This is a genomic window from Stenotrophomonas sp. GZD-301 (assembly GCF_049310345.1).
Lineage (GTDB): Bacteria > Pseudomonadota > Gammaproteobacteria > Xanthomonadales > Xanthomonadaceae > Stenotrophomonas.
On the sequence record NZ_JBMOWY010000001.1, the window covers coordinates 24821 to 41389 of the forward strand.

Here is a 16569-nt window from a genome sequence, read left to right on the forward strand (position 1 = left end):
CTCCGGCAGCGGGTGCCGGAGCGATGTTGTTCAGCCTCAGGCGTTGCCGTTGAGGTAACGCTGATGGGCGTCGATCAGGATCTGCTTGGCCTCGGCGGCGCCGCCCCAGCCATCCAGCTTGACCCACTTGCCCTTCTCCAGATCCTTGTAATGCTCGAAGAAGTGGCCGATGCGCTCCAGCCAGTGGCTGGACACCTGCTCGATATCCTCGACATGGGCGTAGCCGCTGAAGATCTTGGCGATCGGCACGGCCAGGATCTTCTCGTCGCTGCCGGCCTCATCGCTCATCTTGAGCACGCCGACCGGACGGCAACGCACCACCGAACCCGGCACCAGCGGCAACGGCAGCACCACCAGCACGTCGGCCGGATCGCCGTCGCCGCACAGGGTGCTCGGCACGTAGCCGTAGTTGCAGGGGTAGCGCATCGGGGTGGACAGGATGCGGTCGACGAAGATCGCGCCGGTTTCCTTGTCCACTTCGTACTTCACCGGCTCCGAGTCCTTCGGGATCTCGATGATGACGTTGATTTCTTCCGGCGGGTTCTTGCCGGGCGAGACGAGTTCCAGACCCATTGAGGTGTGCTCCGAGAGGGGGATGTTGGCGTACAGCCCCCCATTTTATGCCTTTGGCGGGCCGCGTGCAGATCGGGCGGTACCCACCCAACGGGGCGGGGGATTCCGACGCTGGCGCGCGGGGCGTGCTTATCGGCGGGGCCAGGCTGACGGCGCAGGGTAGGGCCATACCCCTCTGGAGAGCCCGATGGCCACTGCCTGCTTCCGCGTCTGCCTCGCCCTCCTGCTCGGGCTGTGCCTGGCCGCGCCCCTGCAGGCCGCCGGCCCGCGCTTCATCGACCTGGCCGCGCGGGTCGGGCCGGACGAATCCGCCGACGACACCGCCTACCACGAGCTCAACCGCTGGCTGATGCTGGAATTCAACGACCTCTGCGAGGACTTCTTCTGCGAGGGCGCCCATGACAACTACCGGCCGCTGCGTCTGGCCTGCGTGGTCGATACCCGCGACGACACCCTGCAGCAGTGCCGCTTCCCGGTAGCGGCCAGCCGCGATCACATCGACCCGGACAGCGGCGCGCTGCGTACCGAGGTACTGCACTGGCTGTGTCCGCTCCCGCTGCCGCGCCGGCTGCCGGTGGCGAGCTTCCTGGCCGCGATGGAGTGGCAACCCGACAGCTCCGGCCACCTGTTCAACCCCCTGCCTGGCAGCGGGCGCTCGATGTTCGAGTTCCTGCGGGACTGCCTGCCTTGATGCCTGCCCTGCGGCGTCCTGTCCCGGACGTCGCCCTACACGGAGTTCTTCGATGAAAGCCAGATCCCTGCTGCTGTTGACCGCCCTGATGGCCGCGCCTGGTGCGCCGGCCGCCGCCGCCACCGCACCGCCGTCCCACGTCGACCTGGTCGACTACCCGCACACCCAGGCGAACTGGGACGCGTTCCATGACCTGCGCGGGCGGTTGATGGCCGGCTTCGAGGATGTCTGCGCCGACACGTTCTGCGAGGGAGCGTACAGCGACTACGAAGCGTTCCAGCTGCGGTGCTCCGTGGCGGCCAATGCCGGCACCGTCAGCGACTGTCGCTGGGCATTCGCCGCCAGCGAACTGGATGTGGACCGGTCCACTGGCGCCATCCTGGCCCAGCAACCCACCTGGCTGTGCAGCCTGCCCATTCCGCCGGGTACGTCGGTGGAGACCTTCTTTGCGGCGCTGGAAGGCCCCAAGGCGATCTTCCGCAGGCTTCCGGGGGCGGAGATGTCCATCTTCGAGGCACTGGGCGACTGCCTGCGCTGATCCTGCCGGGGTGCAGCCCTCAAGCGTCCCGGTGACAGGGCAGGTAGCCTGTCGGCATGGATTCGCTGACCGCCGCCGCCGCGCGTGCCCTTGCCAGCGGCGACGCGCTTGCCGCCCTCAAGCATGTGGCGGTGGCGGCAATACCGGGGTGGTGCGCGCGGTGCGGGTCCCCGGACGCGGCCGAGCAGGGCAGCCCATCCAAACGTGACGCATTCTCATTTGCGGAGTAACATGCCGCGCCTCGTGGCGGCCGCTGGCCGCCGCGCCCCTGCCGTCCGATCGTTGCCGTGTCCGCCGCCATGTCCACCAATGCCTCGACCCTGACCGAGCTGCTGATCCGCGAACGCCCGGCGCTGCTGCGCCTGGTGCAGCGCATTCTGGGCAGTGACGCGACCGCCGAAGACGTGATCCAGTCCGTCTGGTTCAAGGCGCGCGGCGTGGACAGCGCGCAGCAGATCGACAACCCGCGCGCCTACCTCTATCGGTTGGCCACCAACCTGGCCACCGACCACGGCCGCGAGCGCACCCGGCGCACGCGGCTGCTGGCCGAGCACTACCTGTGGGGCCCGGACGAGGTGCTGTCCACCGAAGAACAGGCGATGGCGCAGGACGAGCTGCAGCGGGTGCTGCAGGCGGCCGAGCACCTGCCCGAACCGACCCGCACCATTTTCCGCCTGCATCGGCTGCAGGGCATGACCCAGGCCGACGTCGCCCGCCGGCAGGGGGTCTCGGTAACGACCGTGGAGAACCATGTGCGCACGGCGCTGCAACGCCTGGCGTGGGCCCGCGCCGGGCGCTGAGACCGGCCCTGTACCCTGTCTTGGGGGCGCACCGCCCCCGTTCGTCTTGTTCCTGATGATGCCCGCCGGTGTCGTCGCTCCATCCGCCTCCGATCGTGCAGACCGCCAGCCATGAGCCCGCAGCAGCCCACCCCGCCGTCTTCCGCGCCCACGCCCGTGGCGGAACAGGCGCGCGCCTGGATCGCGTGGCTGGCGTCTGGGGCGGCGGACGACCCTGTGCGCATGCAGGCCTTCGAGTATTGGCTGGCCGAGCCGGGCCATCGCCGCGCGTTCGAGTACGAACGCCAGCTCTGGCGCAGCATGGGGCCGCGTCCCCCGGTGGCGGCGCCGGTTGAGGTGCATGCACCGCGCCGCCGCCGCCGGCTGCGCGTGGGCGTGGCCGCCGCCGCCGTGCTGGCGCTGGCCTGGAGCGCGCCGGAGGCGTGGCTGCAGCTGCGGTCGGACCACCGCACCGGCACCGCCACCGAAACCGTGGCGCTGCCCGATGGCAGCCGCGCCGTGCTCGATGCCGATTCGGCAATCGCGATCCGCTTCGATGGCCGCCGCCGGCAGGTCGATCTGCTGCGTGGCCGCGCCTGGTTCGAGGTGGCGCCCGATCCGCAGCGACGTTTCCTGGTGAACGCGCAGGGCGGGGTGGTCGAAGACATTTCCACCGCGTTCGTGGTCGACAGCGGGCCTGCGGCGGTGGAAGCCACGGTCGAACAGGGGCGGGTACGCGTGGCCGCCCATGAGGACGGCGGCTGGACCTATCTGCAGGCGGGGCAGCGCGCGACGTACGCCCCGGGCGGCCGGGTCGAGCGCGGGCCGGACATGGCCCTGGACCGCATCGCACCGTGGCGCCAGGGCGAGCTGCTGCTCGACGCGGTCGACGTGCGTGACGCCGTTGCCCGGATCGGGCGTTACCGCACCGGCCCGACCTTCGTGCGGGGCGATGTGTCGCGCCTGCCGGCGGTGAGCGCGGCGTTTCATATCGATCGGCCCGAACAGGCGCTGGATGCGCTGGCCGGCACCGCCGGGCTGCGTGTGACCCGCCTGCCGCTGGGCGTGGCGATCGTGCGTCCCGCTGCGGCGCCGACGCCGGACTGACCGCGCACGCAACACGCGGCCGGGGCGTTCCGCATTTCCCCTTGGGGCTGGCGCCGCGCCGCGCGTCTTACCCCCGAACGTACCCGCCGCCGCCACGTACGTCCGCCGTGCCCGCACCTCGCGCGGGTCATCCGCCTTCGTGGCATCGCATTCCGACAGGTTTCCTCATGCGTATTTCTTCCCGCCCGGGCCTTCGCCCGCGCCCGTCCCGCCTGTGCGTCGCCCTGCTGGCGGCTGGCCTGGCCTCCCTCACCGCCATGCCGGCGCTGGCCCAGTCGACCGGCGATGCCACCGCCGCCACGCACCGCTTCGACATTCCGGCGCAGCCGCTGGGCGAGGCCCTGCGCAGTTTCATGCGCCAGTCCGGCATCCAGGTCGCCTATCCGGCGGCGTTGGCCAATGGCGTGACCTCCACCGCCGTGAGCGGTGAACTGGATGCGTCGTCGGCCCTGGTCCGCCTGTTGCAGGGCAGCGGCCTGGTGATGCGCCGCGTCGGTCCGGATGCGGTGACGCTGGAGCGAGGCGCAACGGCCACGCGCGCGGACGGCGTCATCGTCACGGACGCCCTGCGCGTGGCCGGCGACCGCACCGACACCGACGGCAGTGGCGGCGACCACACGCTGGATGCCTATCGCACCGCCGGTTCCAGCGTGTACGTCCCGCGCGCGACCATCGAGCGCTTCCGCGGCACGTCCACCGCCGACATCGTCAAGGGCGTGGCCGGTGTCACCGCCGGTGATCCGCGCACGGCCAATGCACTGGACCTCAACATCCGCGGCATCCAGGGGCAGAGCCGCATTCCGGTGATCATCGATGGCGGGCAGTCGACGATGGACACCTACCGCGGCTACGCCGGCCAGTCCCAGCGCACCTACCTGGACCCGGACCTGATTTCCAGCCTGACCATCACCAAGGGCCCGAGCCTGGGCGTGAACGCGTCCGGCGGCATCGGCGGTGTGGTGGAGATGGAAACGCTGAAGGTCGACGACGTGCTGCGCGAAGGCCGCGACAGCGGCGTACGCATCCGCGGCGGCCTGGCCAACAACAGCGCCAACAATGTGCCGGCCTACAGCGGCGTGCCGCGCACCGACCGCAACGCCACCGGCAGCCAGTTCTTCAACATCGCCGGTGCCAAACACTGGGACAGCGTCGATCTGGTGGCCGCGTATGCGCGCCGCGACCAGGGCAACTACTTTGCGGGCAAGCACGGCTACGACGATTTCCCGCAGACCCGCCGCACCCTGGCGCCGCTGAATCCGCCGCGCACCGAAGTGTTCAATACGTCCTCCGAGTCCGAGTCATTCCTGCTCAAGGGCACCTGGCGCATCGACGAGAACCAGACGCTGGAAGGCGGCTACCGCCGCTATGAAGGTGAGCAGGGCGAGATCATGGCTTCGCAGATCATCCGCGTGGACCGCGACCGCGTGCCGCAGTGGGAACCGGGCCGCATCGACCTGGACGCGTACAACCTGCGCTACCGCTTCAACCCGGACAACGACCTGGTCGATCTGAAGGCCAACCTCTGGTACACCGACGCGCACAGCCTGATGTACAACGGCCTGACCGGGATCACGCCGTGGTACTTCGATCGCCGCACCGAGTGGTACGACGGCCCGACCTTCAACACCGACCCGGGCTACAAGAGCGCCTACCGCAACAGCATGCAGCAGTCGCGGCTGGGCCTGGACGTGGGCAACACCACGCACCTGACCAACGATGCGGGCCTGTTCACGCTCAACTACGGCCTGTCCTACAGCGATGAGGACGTGGGCCCGGGCCGCAACGCGCCGATCATGCACGACGACCTGATCAACAACCGCTTCCTGCGCAATGCCGAGCGCAAGGAATACAGCGCCGTGGCATCGGTGAAGTGGGAACCGGACGAGCACTGGGAGCTGATGCTGGGCGGGCGCTACAACCGCGTGGACGTGCATGACCGCAACCGCCTGGCCACGCCGGAGACCTACGGTGTGATCGGCCAGTACCGCTACACGCAGCTGCTCAACGGCAATCCGAACCTGCCGTCGTGGCGGGCCACGCGCATTGCGATGCTGAACTGGTATCCGGATGCGAACGGCCAGTTCACCCAGGCCTCGCTGCTGGCTTCGCCGTACAAGCAGGGCACGGTGGCCGACATCGCCGGCTGGAACTTCTACGACGCCGACGACGCCGAAGACCTCAGCGTGCCGGTCAGCTGGACCTGGTCCAAGCCGATCCGTCGCCGCGACAGCGCGTTCATGCCGTCGGCCAGCGTGGCCTACCGCTTCACCGAAGACACGATGGTGTACGTGAAGTACGCCGAAGGCGTGAAGCTGCCGAGCCTGTTCGAGTCGACCCTGGGCCTGTTCACGGCCGCCAAGCCGGTCGGTGAACTCAAGCCCGAGCGTGCCGGTACCTGGGAAGTGGGCGCGAGCACCGTGCAGCACGACCTGTTCGTCGACGGCGACCGCGCGGCGTTCAAGCTGGCCTACTTCGATACGCGCATCGATGACCTGATCACCCGCGACTACCGCACCCTGTCGGCCGGCTACATCCGCAACATCGACCGCTTCAAGGTGTCGGGCATGGAGTTCCAGTCCAGCTACGACGCCGGCAAGGTGTTTGCCGATCTGTCGGCGCACTACTACTTCCAGGCCAAGACCTGTGCCCCGGACATCGCCGCCGAGCGTCGCGCGTATGGCGTGCAGCGCAGGATCGAGGAACTGAAGAACACCCCGGACTGCGTCGACGGCGGCTTTGAAGGCTCCTACAGCAATACCCAGAACCCGCCGCGCTACACCGTCAACATGACCCTGGGGTCGCGCCTGTTCGACGAACGCCTGACCTTCGGTACGCGCGTGATCCACAACGCCGGCCCGATCAGCAAGCTGGACAAGGAGTGGAACGTGGGCCTGTCGGCCATCCAGCAGCTGTACCGGCCGAACACGCTGGTGGATCTGTTCGCCAGCTGGCGTGCCACCGAGCAGCTGGCGGTGGACCTCAACGTCGACAACCTGACCGACCGTTACTACCTGGACCCGCTGGCGCTGGGCATCATGCCGGCCCCGGGCCGCACCGTGCGGCTGGCGCTGACCTACCGCTACTGAGTCCGTGCAGGACAGGGGCCGGCCACGGCCGGCCCCACCGCGTCACCGGCTCACAGACCGGTGGCGCGCTTCACTGCTGCTTCGTGCAGCGCCTCGCCCAGCTCATCGACCACGATCGCCCAGTCGGCATCGGACCTGAGCTGCTCGGCGAGGAACTGGCGCTGCCCCTCGTTCCAGAACGGCGCATCGACCAGGGCGACCTCGGTGGGCAGCTGATGGCCGGCGATGAACGCGGCGATCGCGTCCGGGCTGGAGTCCAGACCCAGCTGCAGAAACAGGTTGGTCATGCGGGGTTCGGTGGTGATCATCGAAAAACCTTGGCAACGGGGGTGATCCCCATTATCGACGCACGCCGGTGAAGCCGTCATCGCCACCGGCACGGCAATCGGGGTTGGGGAAGCGATCGTGTCAGTCGTCCAAGCAGGGACCCCGTACACGCCGAGCCCCATGATCGCCACCGACCTTCTTCCCGCCACCCGCAGCCAGCGCCTGAAAGCAGCCACCCGCGACAGCCACGGCGCCCTGGACAAACGCATCATGGCCGGCGACATCTTCGCCAGCCGCGCGCAGTTCGCCCGCTTTCTGCGTGTGCAGTACCGCTTCCACCGCGATATCGACGCGCTGTACGCCAACGCCGCGCTGGACGCGCTGCTGCCCGACCTGGATACCCGTCGTCGCCTGCCGCTGATCGCACGCGACCTGGGCGATCTGGAACAGACCCTGCCGGGCCCGGTGCCGATGCGCCTGGACCCGGACCTGCCGCTGCCCGCCGCGCTCGGCTGGCTGTACGTGGCCGAAGGCTCCAACCTCGGCGGCACCATCCTGTACAAGATGGCCGCCAAGCTCGGTCTGGATGCCGGGTTCGGCGCACGCCACCTGGCCGCGCATCCGGACGGGGCCGCGCGCCACTGGCGCGAATTCACCGCGGCATTGGACGGCGTGGCGCTGGACGATGTGCAGGAACAGCAGGTCATCGATGCCGCCGACGCCGCCTTCCGCAGCGTGCACGGTCACGTCGAGCTGGAATTCGCATGAGCCACGCACCCGCCCTGCGGGGCCGTGTCGGCCCGACCTGATGCGCTGGCTCTGGTTCTGCCTGGGGTGGTTGATGGTGGCGCTCGGCGTCATCGGCGCGTTGCTGCCGGTGATGCCCACCACCATCTTCCTGATCCTGGCGGTCGGCTGTTTCGCGCGCAGCTCGCCGCGTTTCGAGCGTCGCCTGCTCGATCACCCGCGCTACGGCCCGGCCCTGCGGCTGTGGCGCGAGCAGGGCGCGGTCAGTGGCAAGGGCAAGGCGTTCGCCGCCGGCGGCATGGCGCTGGGCTTTGCGCTGTTCTGCTGGGGTGCCCAACCCTCGTGGCGCCTGCTGCTCGGCGTGGGACTGTTCTTCGCGGTGAGCGCGGCGTATGTCCTGTCCCGCCCGGCGCCCCGGCTGGATGCCGCACCGCTGTCGGTTCCCCCGGTCGTCGCCGCGCAGGATGCGCGCGCCGCCGATGCATCCTCTCCTTACGAAGATCCAGACGATGACGCTTCCTGTTGATGTTCCTGCCGCTGCCGCTGCCGCGGCGCTGTCGCACGACCTCACGCCGTGGGGCATGTACCTGGCGGCCGACGCGGTGGTCAAGGCGGTGATGCTGTTGCTGGCCGCCGCATCGGTGGCCACCTGGACGGTGCTGCTGGCCAAGGGCTGGGCGCTGTCGCGGCAGGCGCGCCGGTTGCGTGCCGCGCGCGCGCTGCTGCTTAACGCCGCCCACCTGCCGGCGCCCGATGCAGCGGCGGATGCCGTGCTGGGGCAGGGCGCGGCGCATGCCCTGATCGAGGCGGCGCGCACCGAGCTGCGCCTGTCCGGCGATGGCGCCGACGCGGCTGGCATCAAGGAGCGCATCGGATCGCGGCTGGAGCGCATCGAGCTGGCCTACGCGCGGCAGATGCGCAGCGGCGTGGGCCTGCTGGCCAGCATCGGCGCGATCGCGCCGTTCGTGGGGTTGTTCGGCACCGTGTGGGGCATCATGAACAGCTTCATCGGCATCGCCGATGCCAACACCACCAACCTGGCCGTGGTCGCCCCGGGCATCGCCGAGGCGCTGCTGGCCACCGCACTCGGCCTGGTCGCGGCGATTCCCGCCGTGGTGATCTACAACCATTTCGCGCGGGTGCTGGCCGGACTGCGTGCGCTGGCGGGCGATGTCTCCGCGGCCGTGCAGCAGCTGGTGTCACGCGACCTCGACCGCCGCGGCACCGCCGTGGCGGCGCGCTGAGGCGGCCAGCATGGCACTGCGTACCGCCCGCCACGACGAGGACACGCTGGAGGAAACCCACGCGATCAACGTCACCCCGTTCATCGACGTCATGCTGGTGCTGCTGATCATCTTCATGGTTGCCGCACCGCTGGCGACGGTCGATCTGCCGGTGGACCTGCCGGCCAGCAACGCACGCCCGCAGCCACGCGACAGCGAGCCGGTCTACCTGACGGTGCAGAACGACCTGCGCTGGAGCGTCAACGACACGGCCGTGGAGGCCGGGGCGCTGAAGGCGGCGCTGGATCGCGCCGGCGACGGTACCCCGGCGCAGCGTGTCTTCGTGCGTGCCGACAAGGGCGTGCCGTATGACGCGCTGATGCAGGCGCTCAACGCGCTGCGCAGTGCCGGCTACACCAAGGTGGCGCTGGTTGGCCTGGAACAGCCGGCACCATGAGGCGGCGCGATGAGATGCAGGTGCCCTGGGCAATCAGCCTGGGCATCGTGGTCGCGGTGTATGCGGCACTGATCGGCGGCGTGCTCTGGTGGCACGCGCTGGCGCCGGCACCGGCCATCGCGCTGCCGCCCGAAGCGATCGCTATCGAACTGGCACCGACCGCCGAAGCGCCGCCCGCAGCGGCCACCGAGATTCCGCCGGGGCCGGCCCAGCAGGAGCAGCACCGCCCGCAGCCCACCCCGACGCCGCCGCCACGGCTGGTGCTGCCGTCCGATCCGGAGGCCGCGCTCAGCCAGGCGCCGCAACCGCAGAAACCCCGCGAGCGCGAGGACCCGTCCGACCAGGCCGAGGTCGACCAGACGCTCGCGCCGCCGGACGTGCAGGCGCAGGCGGCGCGGCGCTACGCCGGGCAGCAGACCGTGTCCGGCCAGCGCACCTCAGCGCAGGTCACCTGGCAGGGGCTGCTGCTGGGTCATCTGGAGCAGCACCGGCGCTATCCGCGACAGGCCGAACGGCTGCGCCAGCAGGGCGTGGCCTACGTACGCTTCTCGGTGGACAGGCAGGGGCATGCGAGCAACATCCGACTGGGCACCAGCAGCGGCCATGCGCTGCTGGATGCCGAGACGCTGGACACCGTGCGTCGTGGCAACCCGGTGCCGCCGCCACCGGCGGACCTCCCCGGCGATCCGGTGGAGGTCATGGTGCCGGTGGCGTTTTCCCTGCGCGGGCGCTGACTACAGCAGGGGGACGAGCAGCAGGGCCACGATGTTGATGATCTTGATCAGCGGGTTGATCGCCGGGCCGGCAGTGTCCTTGTACGGATCGCCGACGGTATCGCCGGTGACCGCGGCCTTGTGCGCTTCGCTGCCCTTGCCGCCGAAGTGGCCATCCTCGATGTACTTCTTGGCGTTGTCCCAGGCACCGCCGCCGGTGGTCATCGAGATCGCCACGAACAGGCCGGTCACGATCGTGCCGATCAGCAGGCCGCCCAGCGCGCGCGGCCCGAGCAGCAGGCCGACCACCACCGGTACGGCCACCGGCAGCAGCGAGGGCAGGATCATTTCGCGGATCGCCGAGCGGGTCAGCATGTCCACTGCCTTGTCGTACTGCGGCTTGCCGGTTCCCTGCATGATGCCGGGGATGTCGCGGAACTGGCGGCGCACTTCCTCCACCACCGCACCGGCCGCGCGGCCGACGGCCTCCATCGCCATCGCACCGAACAGGTAGGGGATCAGGCCGCCGATCAGCAGGCCGATGATCACCGTGTGGTCGGACAGATCGAAGGCGAACATCTCGCCGGGATGGGCGGCCTGCAGGTTGTGCGTGTAGTCGGCGAACAGCACCAGCGCCGCCAGCGCCGCCGAGCCGATCGCATAGCCCTTGGTCACCGCCTTGGTGGTGTTGCCCACCGCATCGAGCGGGTCGGTGATGTTGCGGATCTCCGGCGGCAGTTCGGCCATTTCGGCGATGCCGCCGGCGTTGTCGGTGATCGGCCCGTAGGCATCCAGGGCCACGATCATGCCGGCCATCGACAGCATCGCGGTGGCGGCGATGGCGATGCCGTACAGCCCGCCGAAGTAGTGCGCCAGCCAGATTGCCCCGCACACCGCGATCACCGGTAGCGCGGTCGACTTCATCGATACACCGAGCCCGGCGATGATGTTGGTGCCGTGCCCGGTGGTGGACGCCTGCGCGACATGCTGCACCGGCTTGTACTGGGTGCCGGTGTAGTACTCGGTGATCCACACGATCAGCCCGGTCAGCACCAGCCCGATCAGCGCGCAGAAGTACAGGTTCAACGCGCCGTGCGCGTTGTCCGGCATCAGCTGCAGGGTGATCGGATAGAAGGCGATCGCGGCCAGTACCGCCGACACGATCACGCCCTTGTACAGCGCGCCCATGATCGAACCGCCCGGCTTCACCTTGACGAACAGTGCGCCGATGATCGAGGCGATGATCGACACCCCGCCCAGCACCAGCGGGTACAGGACCGCGTTGCGGCCGGCCTCGGCGATCATCAGGCTGCCCAGCAGCATGGTGGCGATCACCGTCACCGCATAGGTCTCGAACAGGTCGGCCGCCATGCCGGCGCAGTCGCCGACGTTGTCGCCGACGTTGTCGGCAATGACGGCGGGGTTGCGCGGGTCGTCCTCGGGAATGCCGGCTTCGACCTTGCCGACCAGGTCGGCACCGACGTCGGCGCCCTTGGTGAAGATGCCGCCGCCGAGCCGCGCGAAGATCGAGATCAGCGACGAACCGAACGCCAGCCCGACCAGCGCGTGCAGTGCCTGCGCGGTATCCAGCCCGAGCCGCAGCAGCAGGGCGTAGTAGCCGGCCACGCCCAGCAGTCCCAGTCCGACCACCAGCATGCCGGTGATCGCGCCGCCGCGGAATGCAACGTCCATCGCCGCGCCGAGACCCTTGCGGGCTGCTTCGGCGGTGCGCACATTGGCCCGCACCGACACGTTCATGCCGATGTAGCCGGCCGCGCCGGACAGCACCGCGCCGATCGCGAAGCCGATCGCGGTGTACCAGCTGAGGAAGAACCCGACCAGCACGAACAGCACGATGCCGGCAACGCCGATGGTGAGGTACTGACGGTTGAGATAGGCGCGCGCGCCTTCCTGGATGGCGGCGGCGATTTCCTGCATGCGAGCATTGCCAGCCGGTTGCCGGAGGATCCAGCGTGCCGACACGATGCCGTAGAGAATCGCGAGGATGGCGCAGATCAGCGCCAGAGTAAGCCCGTAACGTTCCAGCATGTCCCCTCCCGGGTGATGGATGGCATCCAGTCGATGGATGAACCTCACCACGCGGGGCACAACGGGCTGCAAGCTAACGACCAACCCGTTCAGACCGTGCCCGGTCATCAAGCGTGTGGCTTTGTTCAGCAATCCTGGTGCCCCCCGAGTATGCAGGGAAAAATGCAGAAATCGCCATACGCACGCGCCAGGATGCGTTCCAGGTCTCATTCAACGCCGCATCAGGGCCGTGGGGCCGGCCGGCGCCGTGCGTGCGGTCGCCCCGCCTTGCCACACCATTCATCTTGGCCAAGCGACCCTCTCCCGATTCCCAAGGAGGCATCGCCATGTCCACCCGTCATCTGCTTTGGCTGGCCCTGCTGCCTGCCGTGGCCGCGTCCGCCGCTGAAACCCCGGAACTGCAGCGCGCCATCGGCGCCCCGCAGGCGGTGAATGCCGCACACACGCTGCGCCAGATTCCCGAAGCCTGCGCGCGGCTGGAAGGCGTGTTCACCGGGGATGCCGCGCAGCCCTACCGGTTCGCCGTGGTGCGTACCAGCGAGCAGTGCCAGCCGCGCGCGCGCTTCGTTGATTTCGACAAGGCGCAGCCCAGCGCGGCCAAGGGATGGCTGCTCAATGACGTGATCCGCGTGCCGAGCGCGGCGTGCCCGGCGCAGCAGGCGGTGGTACGGGTGTGGCGCATGCCGGTCGCGCAGAAGCCCGAACTCGATGGCCAGGGGCAGTCGCGGATCTACCTGGAGGACGCCAAGAAGCAGGCGGCCGCCGGCAAGATCGCGCCGGTGCCGATGTTCGCCGCGCAGATGAAGGTGGAAGGCAACGCCTGCCGTTGATGGGGTGACGCGTCTGCAGGCGATGCGCTGCCCTCCAAAACGGCCCCTTCCCACGTCCAAGCCACCCTTTGCCACACACTGCCGCCAGTTGGTGCCACCAGACCCCGTGGCCGGCGCGGCGGCGGCCGGCGTAACCGGCGCGATGGTCGTCGGCGGCGCGGCGCTGGGTGCGGCGGGCTGATGTCCGATGGCCGGCGCCGGTTGCTCAGCCGTGTTGGCGGCAGCGGTCATCGCCGGTGCCGCGACGGGCAGCGGTTCGCCCACCGGCAGCGGCTGCGTCTCGGGTGCGGGCGCGTCGCCCGCCGCGGCCAGCTCTGCCGGCGCGTTGCCGGGACGCAGGACGTTGGCCAGTGCGGGCGGCAACACCGGCATCTGCGCGGCGGTCAGCTGGAACTGCTCGCGGCCCAGCAACTGCACACAGCGCGCGCCCAGTGCGGCGGTCACGTGCTTGAGCAGGGACGCCTGGTTGGCGTGCAGGGCCTCGCGGGTCGGCGCGTCGCCGTCCTTGAGGGTGTTGGTCGCGCACGCCAGGTTCGAGACCACGCGGCTGCTGCTGGTTTCCACCAGTTTCACCTGCACGCTGTACCCCACCCAGTAGTGCCCCCACTGCGTGGCGAAGTAGGCGTAGTTCCAGCCTCCCGAACGCACATCCAGCACGTAGTCGGCATCGCGGTGCAGGTTGGCCAGCTCCGCAGGCTTTTCCGCCTTGGTCGGGGTGGCATCCAACGGCAGCAGCTGCGCACCGTATGCCTGGGCCAGGGCACCGCCCAACTGGTCGCGGACCAGGCCGGCCGGGTCGGGCACCGCGTTCTGCCGCACCAGCTCGTTGCCGGCACTCGCCATCGCGGCCGCACCGAACAGGGCGAACGAGGCCTTGCCGGCCGTCATGGCCATGAACGAGGGCGGCTCGTGCAGCGTCAGCGCCACGGTCTTCCCGCGCAGTGCCTGCGCATCCTGCACCGACAGCGGGATCATCTTTTCCTTGGCCGCAGCCTGCCCGACAACGAGCAGCAGCGCGCCTGCGCACACCATTCTTCGCATGGTTCCCTTCCCCTGGTTGCATGACGCGGGCGCACCCGCCCCCGCCGGTTGGCGACCCGGTGCAGTGCGTTGGCACCACCCCCACCCGGATCGTGTGCGGAGCATGAGGCCAGCCCCCGCAGGCCGTCCAGTGCAGGAAGGAAGCGGCCATGAAAAAGCCCGGACGGCAGGGCCGGTCCGGGCTTGGGTATCACACCGGGATGCGCGGGCTCAGTTGCCCTTGCAGTCCTTCAGCCACAGCACGCGGCCGATCTGGTCGTAGTGGTCGACCACGCCAACCAGGGTGACCTTTTCGCGGGGGCGCAGGGCCAGCGCGAACGCCGCCTGGCTCGGTGCGAATGCGCAGGTGATGGCCACGCTTTCGAAGTCGATGCCCGAGGTGCTGCTGGGAATGTCGAAGCCGGTGTTGTAGGTGCCACCGCTCTTGAGCACGCCGTTGACGCGGCCGGTGATCGAATAGATCTTGCCCTGGTAGCGCGGTTCGATCGCGGCCGGGTTGTCCTTGTTCTGGGTACGCAGCTGGAAGCCGAAGTCGGAGGCGGAAATGTTCACCGTCGAGGCCTTCGGCGCGGACGCGGCGAACTGTTCGCCGGCCTTGCCGGGCTTGACCTGGGTCAGCATCTTGCACATCTCGGTGCGGATCGCATCGGCCTTGGCGAAGGCACCCGGGTTGAGCTTGACCGTCATCGCCACGGTGCCGGTACGGCCTTCGGTGGTGGCGCTGATGATGATCGGAATGGTCTTGTGCATGGCCGACTGCGGATCTTCGATCAGCATCGCGCCGTTCTCGGCGTCGGCGCTCAGCACGTCCATGTTGTTGCCCTTGGCGATCACGTTCATCTGACCGATCGCGCTTTTGACGGTCAGGTCGGGCACGGTCACCGAGGCGGTGTAGGTGGTGCCGGACAGCGGGTTGCCCTTCTTCTGGAAGCTGCTTTCGCAGGTGTCGGCGAACGCAGGTGCCGCCACGGCGAGCAGCAGTACGGCAAACAGGGGATGGCGCATCATCGGTACAGTCCTTGTCATCGTCCGCGGTGCGCGGAGGGTGGGTCGCTAGGGCGAGATCCAGCAGACCTTGCTGGCGGGGCGGATTGTAGGGTCCGCCCCCCCGGTGTCGCAAATGCCCATTCGGCGCCGGGCCGCGGGATCAGCCTTCCTGCCAGGGCGCCAGCTTCTTCCGGACCGCCACGTTCTTCAGCGTCACGTACTTGGGCAGGCCATCGGCCCCATAGGGCAGGGGGGCTTCGCCCTTGATCAGCGGCGACAGGTAGGCGCGCGCCTTGGCGGTGATGCCGAAGCCATCCCTGCGGATGAAGCTGGCCGGCATCTTCTTCTCGTGGTTGGCCACCTTGTGCAGCGGGGCCGCCTCGATCTTCCAGCGGTAGGGGCTGTCGCTGCTGCGCACGATCACCGGCATCACCGCGTTCTGGCCTTTCAGCGCGAACTGCACCGCTGCCTTGCCGACGGCCTGAGCCTGTTCCCAGTCGGTCTTGGAGGCGATATGGCGGGCCGAGCGCTGCAGGTAGTCGGGCAGGGTCCAATGCACCTTGTAGCCCAGCGCGTCCTTGACCCGTGCGGCCAGCTGTGAGGCCACGCCACCGAGCTGGGTGTGGCCGAAGGAATCCTTGCCGCCCCCGGCATCGGCCACGAAGCGGCCGTCCGCCGTCTGGATGCCTTCGGAGGCCACCACCACGCAGTGGCCCACGCGTTCGACCACGGCCTTGACCTTGGCCAGGAACGCGGCTTCGTCATAGGCGCGTTCGGGCAGCAGGATGATGTGCGGGGCATCGTCGGGGCCGTCGCCGGCCAGTCCGGCCGCGGCGGCAAGCCAGCCGGCATGGCGGCCCATCGCCTCATAGACGAACACCTTGGTCGAGGTCTCGGCCATCGCCGCCACGTCCAGCGCGGCCTCGCGCACCGACACCGCGGTGTACTTGGCGGCCGACCCGAAGCCGGGGCAGGTGTCGGTCACCGCCAGATCGTTGTCGATGGTCTTGGGCACGCCGATGCAGGTCAGGTCGTAGTCGAACGCCTTGGCCAGCTGGGACACCTTCCAGGCGGTGTCGGCCGAATCGTTGCCGCCGTTGTAGAGGAACCAGCGCACGTCGTGCGCGCGCAGCACCTCCAGCAGGCGTTCGTACCTGGCCCGGTCGGCCTCCAGCGACTTCAGCTTGTAGCGGCACGAGCCGAACGCCCCGCCCGGGGTATGGGCCAGCGCGGCGATGGCGGCGGCGCTTTCCTTCGAGGTGTCGATCAGCTCTTCGCGCAGTGCGCCAAGGATGCCGTTGCGCGCGGCCAACACCTTGATTCCCTTGGCCCGGGCGGTGCTGATGACCGCCGAAGCGGTGGCGTTGATGACGGCGGTGACGCCGCCCGACTGGGCGTACAGCAGGGTACCTTTGGACATGGGTCGACCTTGGTCTGGGGGAAGGACATTGCAGGGACATTACCCGGATGGGGTAAAGTGC

The 16569-nt window shown here is 69.1% G+C and carries 16 protein-coding genes; 11 read left to right on the plus strand and 5 right to left on the minus strand.

The genetic code is table 11. The annotated features are described in order from the left end of the window. Window positions 1–36: 36 nt before the first annotated feature. Window positions 37–573 carry an inorganic diphosphatase gene (ppa, locus tag ACO6VK_RS00090; RefSeq protein ID WP_422504881.1) on the minus strand — a complete coding sequence of 179 codons (537 nt, stop codon included), beginning with the start codon at window positions 571–573 and terminating at the stop codon, window positions 37–39. A gap of 187 nt (window positions 574–760) precedes the next feature. On the opposite strand from ppa, the gene ACO6VK_RS00095 reads away from it, so the two are divergent. The 5 genes from ACO6VK_RS00095 (at window position 761) to ACO6VK_RS00115 (ending at window position 6774) form a co-directional block, all read left to right on the plus strand. Beyond that, a complete protein-coding gene (locus ACO6VK_RS00095; RefSeq protein ID WP_422504882.1) occupies window positions 761–1264 on the plus strand; it encodes a hypothetical protein in 504 nt (167 codons plus the stop codon). A 52-nt stretch (window positions 1265–1316) separates the two neighbouring features. Continuing rightward, window positions 1317–1802, plus strand: coding sequence for a hypothetical protein (locus ACO6VK_RS00100; RefSeq protein WP_422504883.1), 486 nt, complete (start codon window positions 1317–1319; stop codon window positions 1800–1802). 299 nt (window positions 1803–2101) lie between these two features. Continuing rightward, on the plus strand, window positions 2102–2602 hold the full coding sequence (locus ACO6VK_RS00105) for an RNA polymerase sigma factor (protein WP_411852042.1): 501 nt from the start codon (window positions 2102–2104) through the stop codon (window positions 2600–2602). A gap of 111 nt (window positions 2603–2713) precedes the next feature. Continuing rightward, window positions 2714–3688 (plus strand): FecR family protein, encoded by a 975-nt coding sequence (locus ACO6VK_RS00110; RefSeq protein ID WP_422504884.1) that lies wholly within the window; start codon window positions 2714–2716, stop codon window positions 3686–3688. Window positions 3689–3855: 167 nt separating this feature from the next. After that, the gene (locus ACO6VK_RS00115) at window positions 3856–6774 is read left to right on the plus strand and encodes a TonB-dependent receptor domain-containing protein (RefSeq protein ID WP_422504885.1); all 2919 of its coding nucleotides are present in this window, start codon (window positions 3856–3858) and stop codon (window positions 6772–6774) included. A gap of 50 nt (window positions 6775–6824) precedes the next feature. Here ACO6VK_RS00115 and ACO6VK_RS00120 read toward each other — a convergent pair whose 3' ends face one another. Continuing rightward, window positions 6825–7082: a DUF2789 domain-containing protein gene (locus ACO6VK_RS00120; RefSeq protein WP_422504886.1), complete on the minus strand. Its 258-nt coding sequence runs from the start codon at window positions 7080–7082 to the stop codon at window positions 6825–6827. A 139-nt stretch (window positions 7083–7221) separates the two neighbouring features. On the opposite strand from ACO6VK_RS00120, the gene ACO6VK_RS00125 reads away from it, so the two are divergent. Genes ACO6VK_RS00125 through ACO6VK_RS00145 form a run of 5 tightly spaced genes read left to right on the plus strand, consistent with a single transcriptional unit; the run spans window position 7222 to window position 10202 of the window. Continuing rightward, a complete protein-coding gene (locus tag ACO6VK_RS00125; protein ID WP_422504887.1) occupies window positions 7222–7809 on the plus strand; it encodes a biliverdin-producing heme oxygenase in 588 nt (195 codons plus the stop codon). 40 nt (window positions 7810–7849) lie between these two features. Further along, window positions 7850–8314 (plus strand): YbaN family protein, encoded by a 465-nt coding sequence (locus tag ACO6VK_RS00130; RefSeq protein ID WP_422504888.1) that lies wholly within the window; start codon window positions 7850–7852, stop codon window positions 8312–8314. Further along, a complete protein-coding gene (gene exbB / locus ACO6VK_RS00135) occupies window positions 8298–9032 on the plus strand; it encodes a tonB-system energizer ExbB (protein ID WP_422504889.1) in 735 nt (244 codons plus the stop codon). Before ACO6VK_RS00130 ends, exbB begins: the two co-directional genes overlap by 17 nt. A gap of 10 nt (window positions 9033–9042) precedes the next feature. Continuing rightward, complete coding sequence (gene exbD / locus ACO6VK_RS00140) at window positions 9043–9468, plus strand: TonB system transport protein ExbD (protein WP_422504890.1); 426 nt, start codon at window positions 9043–9045, stop codon at window positions 9466–9468. Beyond that, window positions 9465–10202, plus strand: a complete 738-nt coding sequence (locus ACO6VK_RS00145) for an energy transducer TonB (protein ID WP_422504891.1) — start codon at window positions 9465–9467, stop codon at window positions 10200–10202. The genes exbD and ACO6VK_RS00145 overlap by 4 nt, the downstream gene beginning before the upstream one ends. On the opposite strand, the gene ACO6VK_RS00150 is transcribed toward ACO6VK_RS00145, so the two are convergent. Then, window positions 10203–12230 carry a sodium-translocating pyrophosphatase gene (locus tag ACO6VK_RS00150; RefSeq protein WP_422504892.1) on the minus strand — a complete coding sequence of 676 codons (2028 nt, stop codon included), beginning with the start codon at window positions 12228–12230 and terminating at the stop codon, window positions 10203–10205. 326 nt (window positions 12231–12556) lie between these two features. Between ACO6VK_RS00150 and ACO6VK_RS00155 the strand changes: the two genes are divergently transcribed. Next, complete coding sequence (locus tag ACO6VK_RS00155; protein ID WP_422504893.1) at window positions 12557–13060, plus strand: hypothetical protein; 504 nt, start codon at window positions 12557–12559, stop codon at window positions 13058–13060. Window positions 13061–14311: 1251 nt separating this feature from the next. Here the strand turns inward: ACO6VK_RS00155 and ACO6VK_RS00160 are convergent. Together ACO6VK_RS00160 and ACO6VK_RS00165 are read right to left on the minus strand one after the other, a co-directional pair. Further along, on the minus strand, window positions 14312–15109 hold the full coding sequence (locus ACO6VK_RS00160) for an OB-fold protein (protein ID WP_422504894.1): 798 nt from the start codon (window positions 15107–15109) through the stop codon (window positions 14312–14314). 139 nt (window positions 15110–15248) lie between these two features. Further along, the gene (locus tag ACO6VK_RS00165; protein WP_422504895.1) at window positions 15249–16508 is read right to left on the minus strand and encodes a 6-phosphofructokinase; all 1260 of its coding nucleotides are present in this window, start codon (window positions 16506–16508) and stop codon (window positions 15249–15251) included. Window positions 16509–16569 lie beyond the last annotated feature (61 nt).

Excerpts from the sequence above, each read along its gene's own strand:
- ACO6VK_RS00115 (WP_422504885.1), top strand. The coding sequence starts at position 3,856 with ATGCGTATTTCTTCCCGCCCGGGCCTTCGCCCGCGCCCGTCCCGCCTG.
- ACO6VK_RS00100 (WP_422504883.1), top strand. The coding sequence starts at position 1,317 with ATGAAAGCCAGATCCCTGCTGCTGTTGACCGCCCTGATGGCCGCGCCT.
- ACO6VK_RS00095 (WP_422504882.1), top strand. The coding sequence starts at position 761 with ATGGCCACTGCCTGCTTCCGCGTCTGCCTCGCCCTCCTGCTCGGGCTG.
- ACO6VK_RS00155 (WP_422504893.1), top strand. The coding sequence starts at position 12,557 with ATGTCCACCCGTCATCTGCTTTGGCTGGCCCTGCTGCCTGCCGTGGCC.
- exbB (WP_422504889.1), top strand. The coding sequence starts at position 8,298 with ATGACGCTTCCTGTTGATGTTCCTGCCGCTGCCGCTGCCGCGGCGCTG.
- ACO6VK_RS00145 (WP_422504891.1), top strand. The coding sequence starts at position 9,465 with ATGAGGCGGCGCGATGAGATGCAGGTGCCCTGGGCAATCAGCCTGGGC.
- ACO6VK_RS00130 (WP_422504888.1), top strand. The coding sequence starts at position 7,850 with ATGCGCTGGCTCTGGTTCTGCCTGGGGTGGTTGATGGTGGCGCTCGGC.
- ppa (WP_422504881.1), bottom strand. The coding sequence starts at position 573 with ATGGGTCTGGAACTCGTCTCGCCCGGCAAGAACCCGCCGGAAGAAATC.
- exbD (WP_422504890.1), top strand. The coding sequence starts at position 9,043 with ATGGCACTGCGTACCGCCCGCCACGACGAGGACACGCTGGAGGAAACC.
- ACO6VK_RS00110 (WP_422504884.1), top strand. The coding sequence starts at position 2,714 with ATGAGCCCGCAGCAGCCCACCCCGCCGTCTTCCGCGCCCACGCCCGTG.
- ACO6VK_RS00160 (WP_422504894.1), bottom strand. The coding sequence starts at position 15,109 with ATGATGCGCCATCCCCTGTTTGCCGTACTGCTGCTCGCCGTGGCGGCA.
- ACO6VK_RS00105 (WP_411852042.1), top strand. The coding sequence starts at position 2,102 with ATGTCCACCAATGCCTCGACCCTGACCGAGCTGCTGATCCGCGAACGC.
- ACO6VK_RS00150 (WP_422504892.1), bottom strand. The coding sequence starts at position 12,230 with ATGCTGGAACGTTACGGGCTTACTCTGGCGCTGATCTGCGCCATCCTC.
- ACO6VK_RS00120 (WP_422504886.1), bottom strand. The coding sequence starts at position 7,082 with ATGATCACCACCGAACCCCGCATGACCAACCTGTTTCTGCAGCTGGGT.
- ACO6VK_RS00125 (WP_422504887.1), top strand. The coding sequence starts at position 7,222 with ATGATCGCCACCGACCTTCTTCCCGCCACCCGCAGCCAGCGCCTGAAA.
- ACO6VK_RS00165 (WP_422504895.1), bottom strand. The coding sequence starts at position 16,508 with ATGTCCAAAGGTACCCTGCTGTACGCCCAGTCGGGCGGCGTCACCGCC.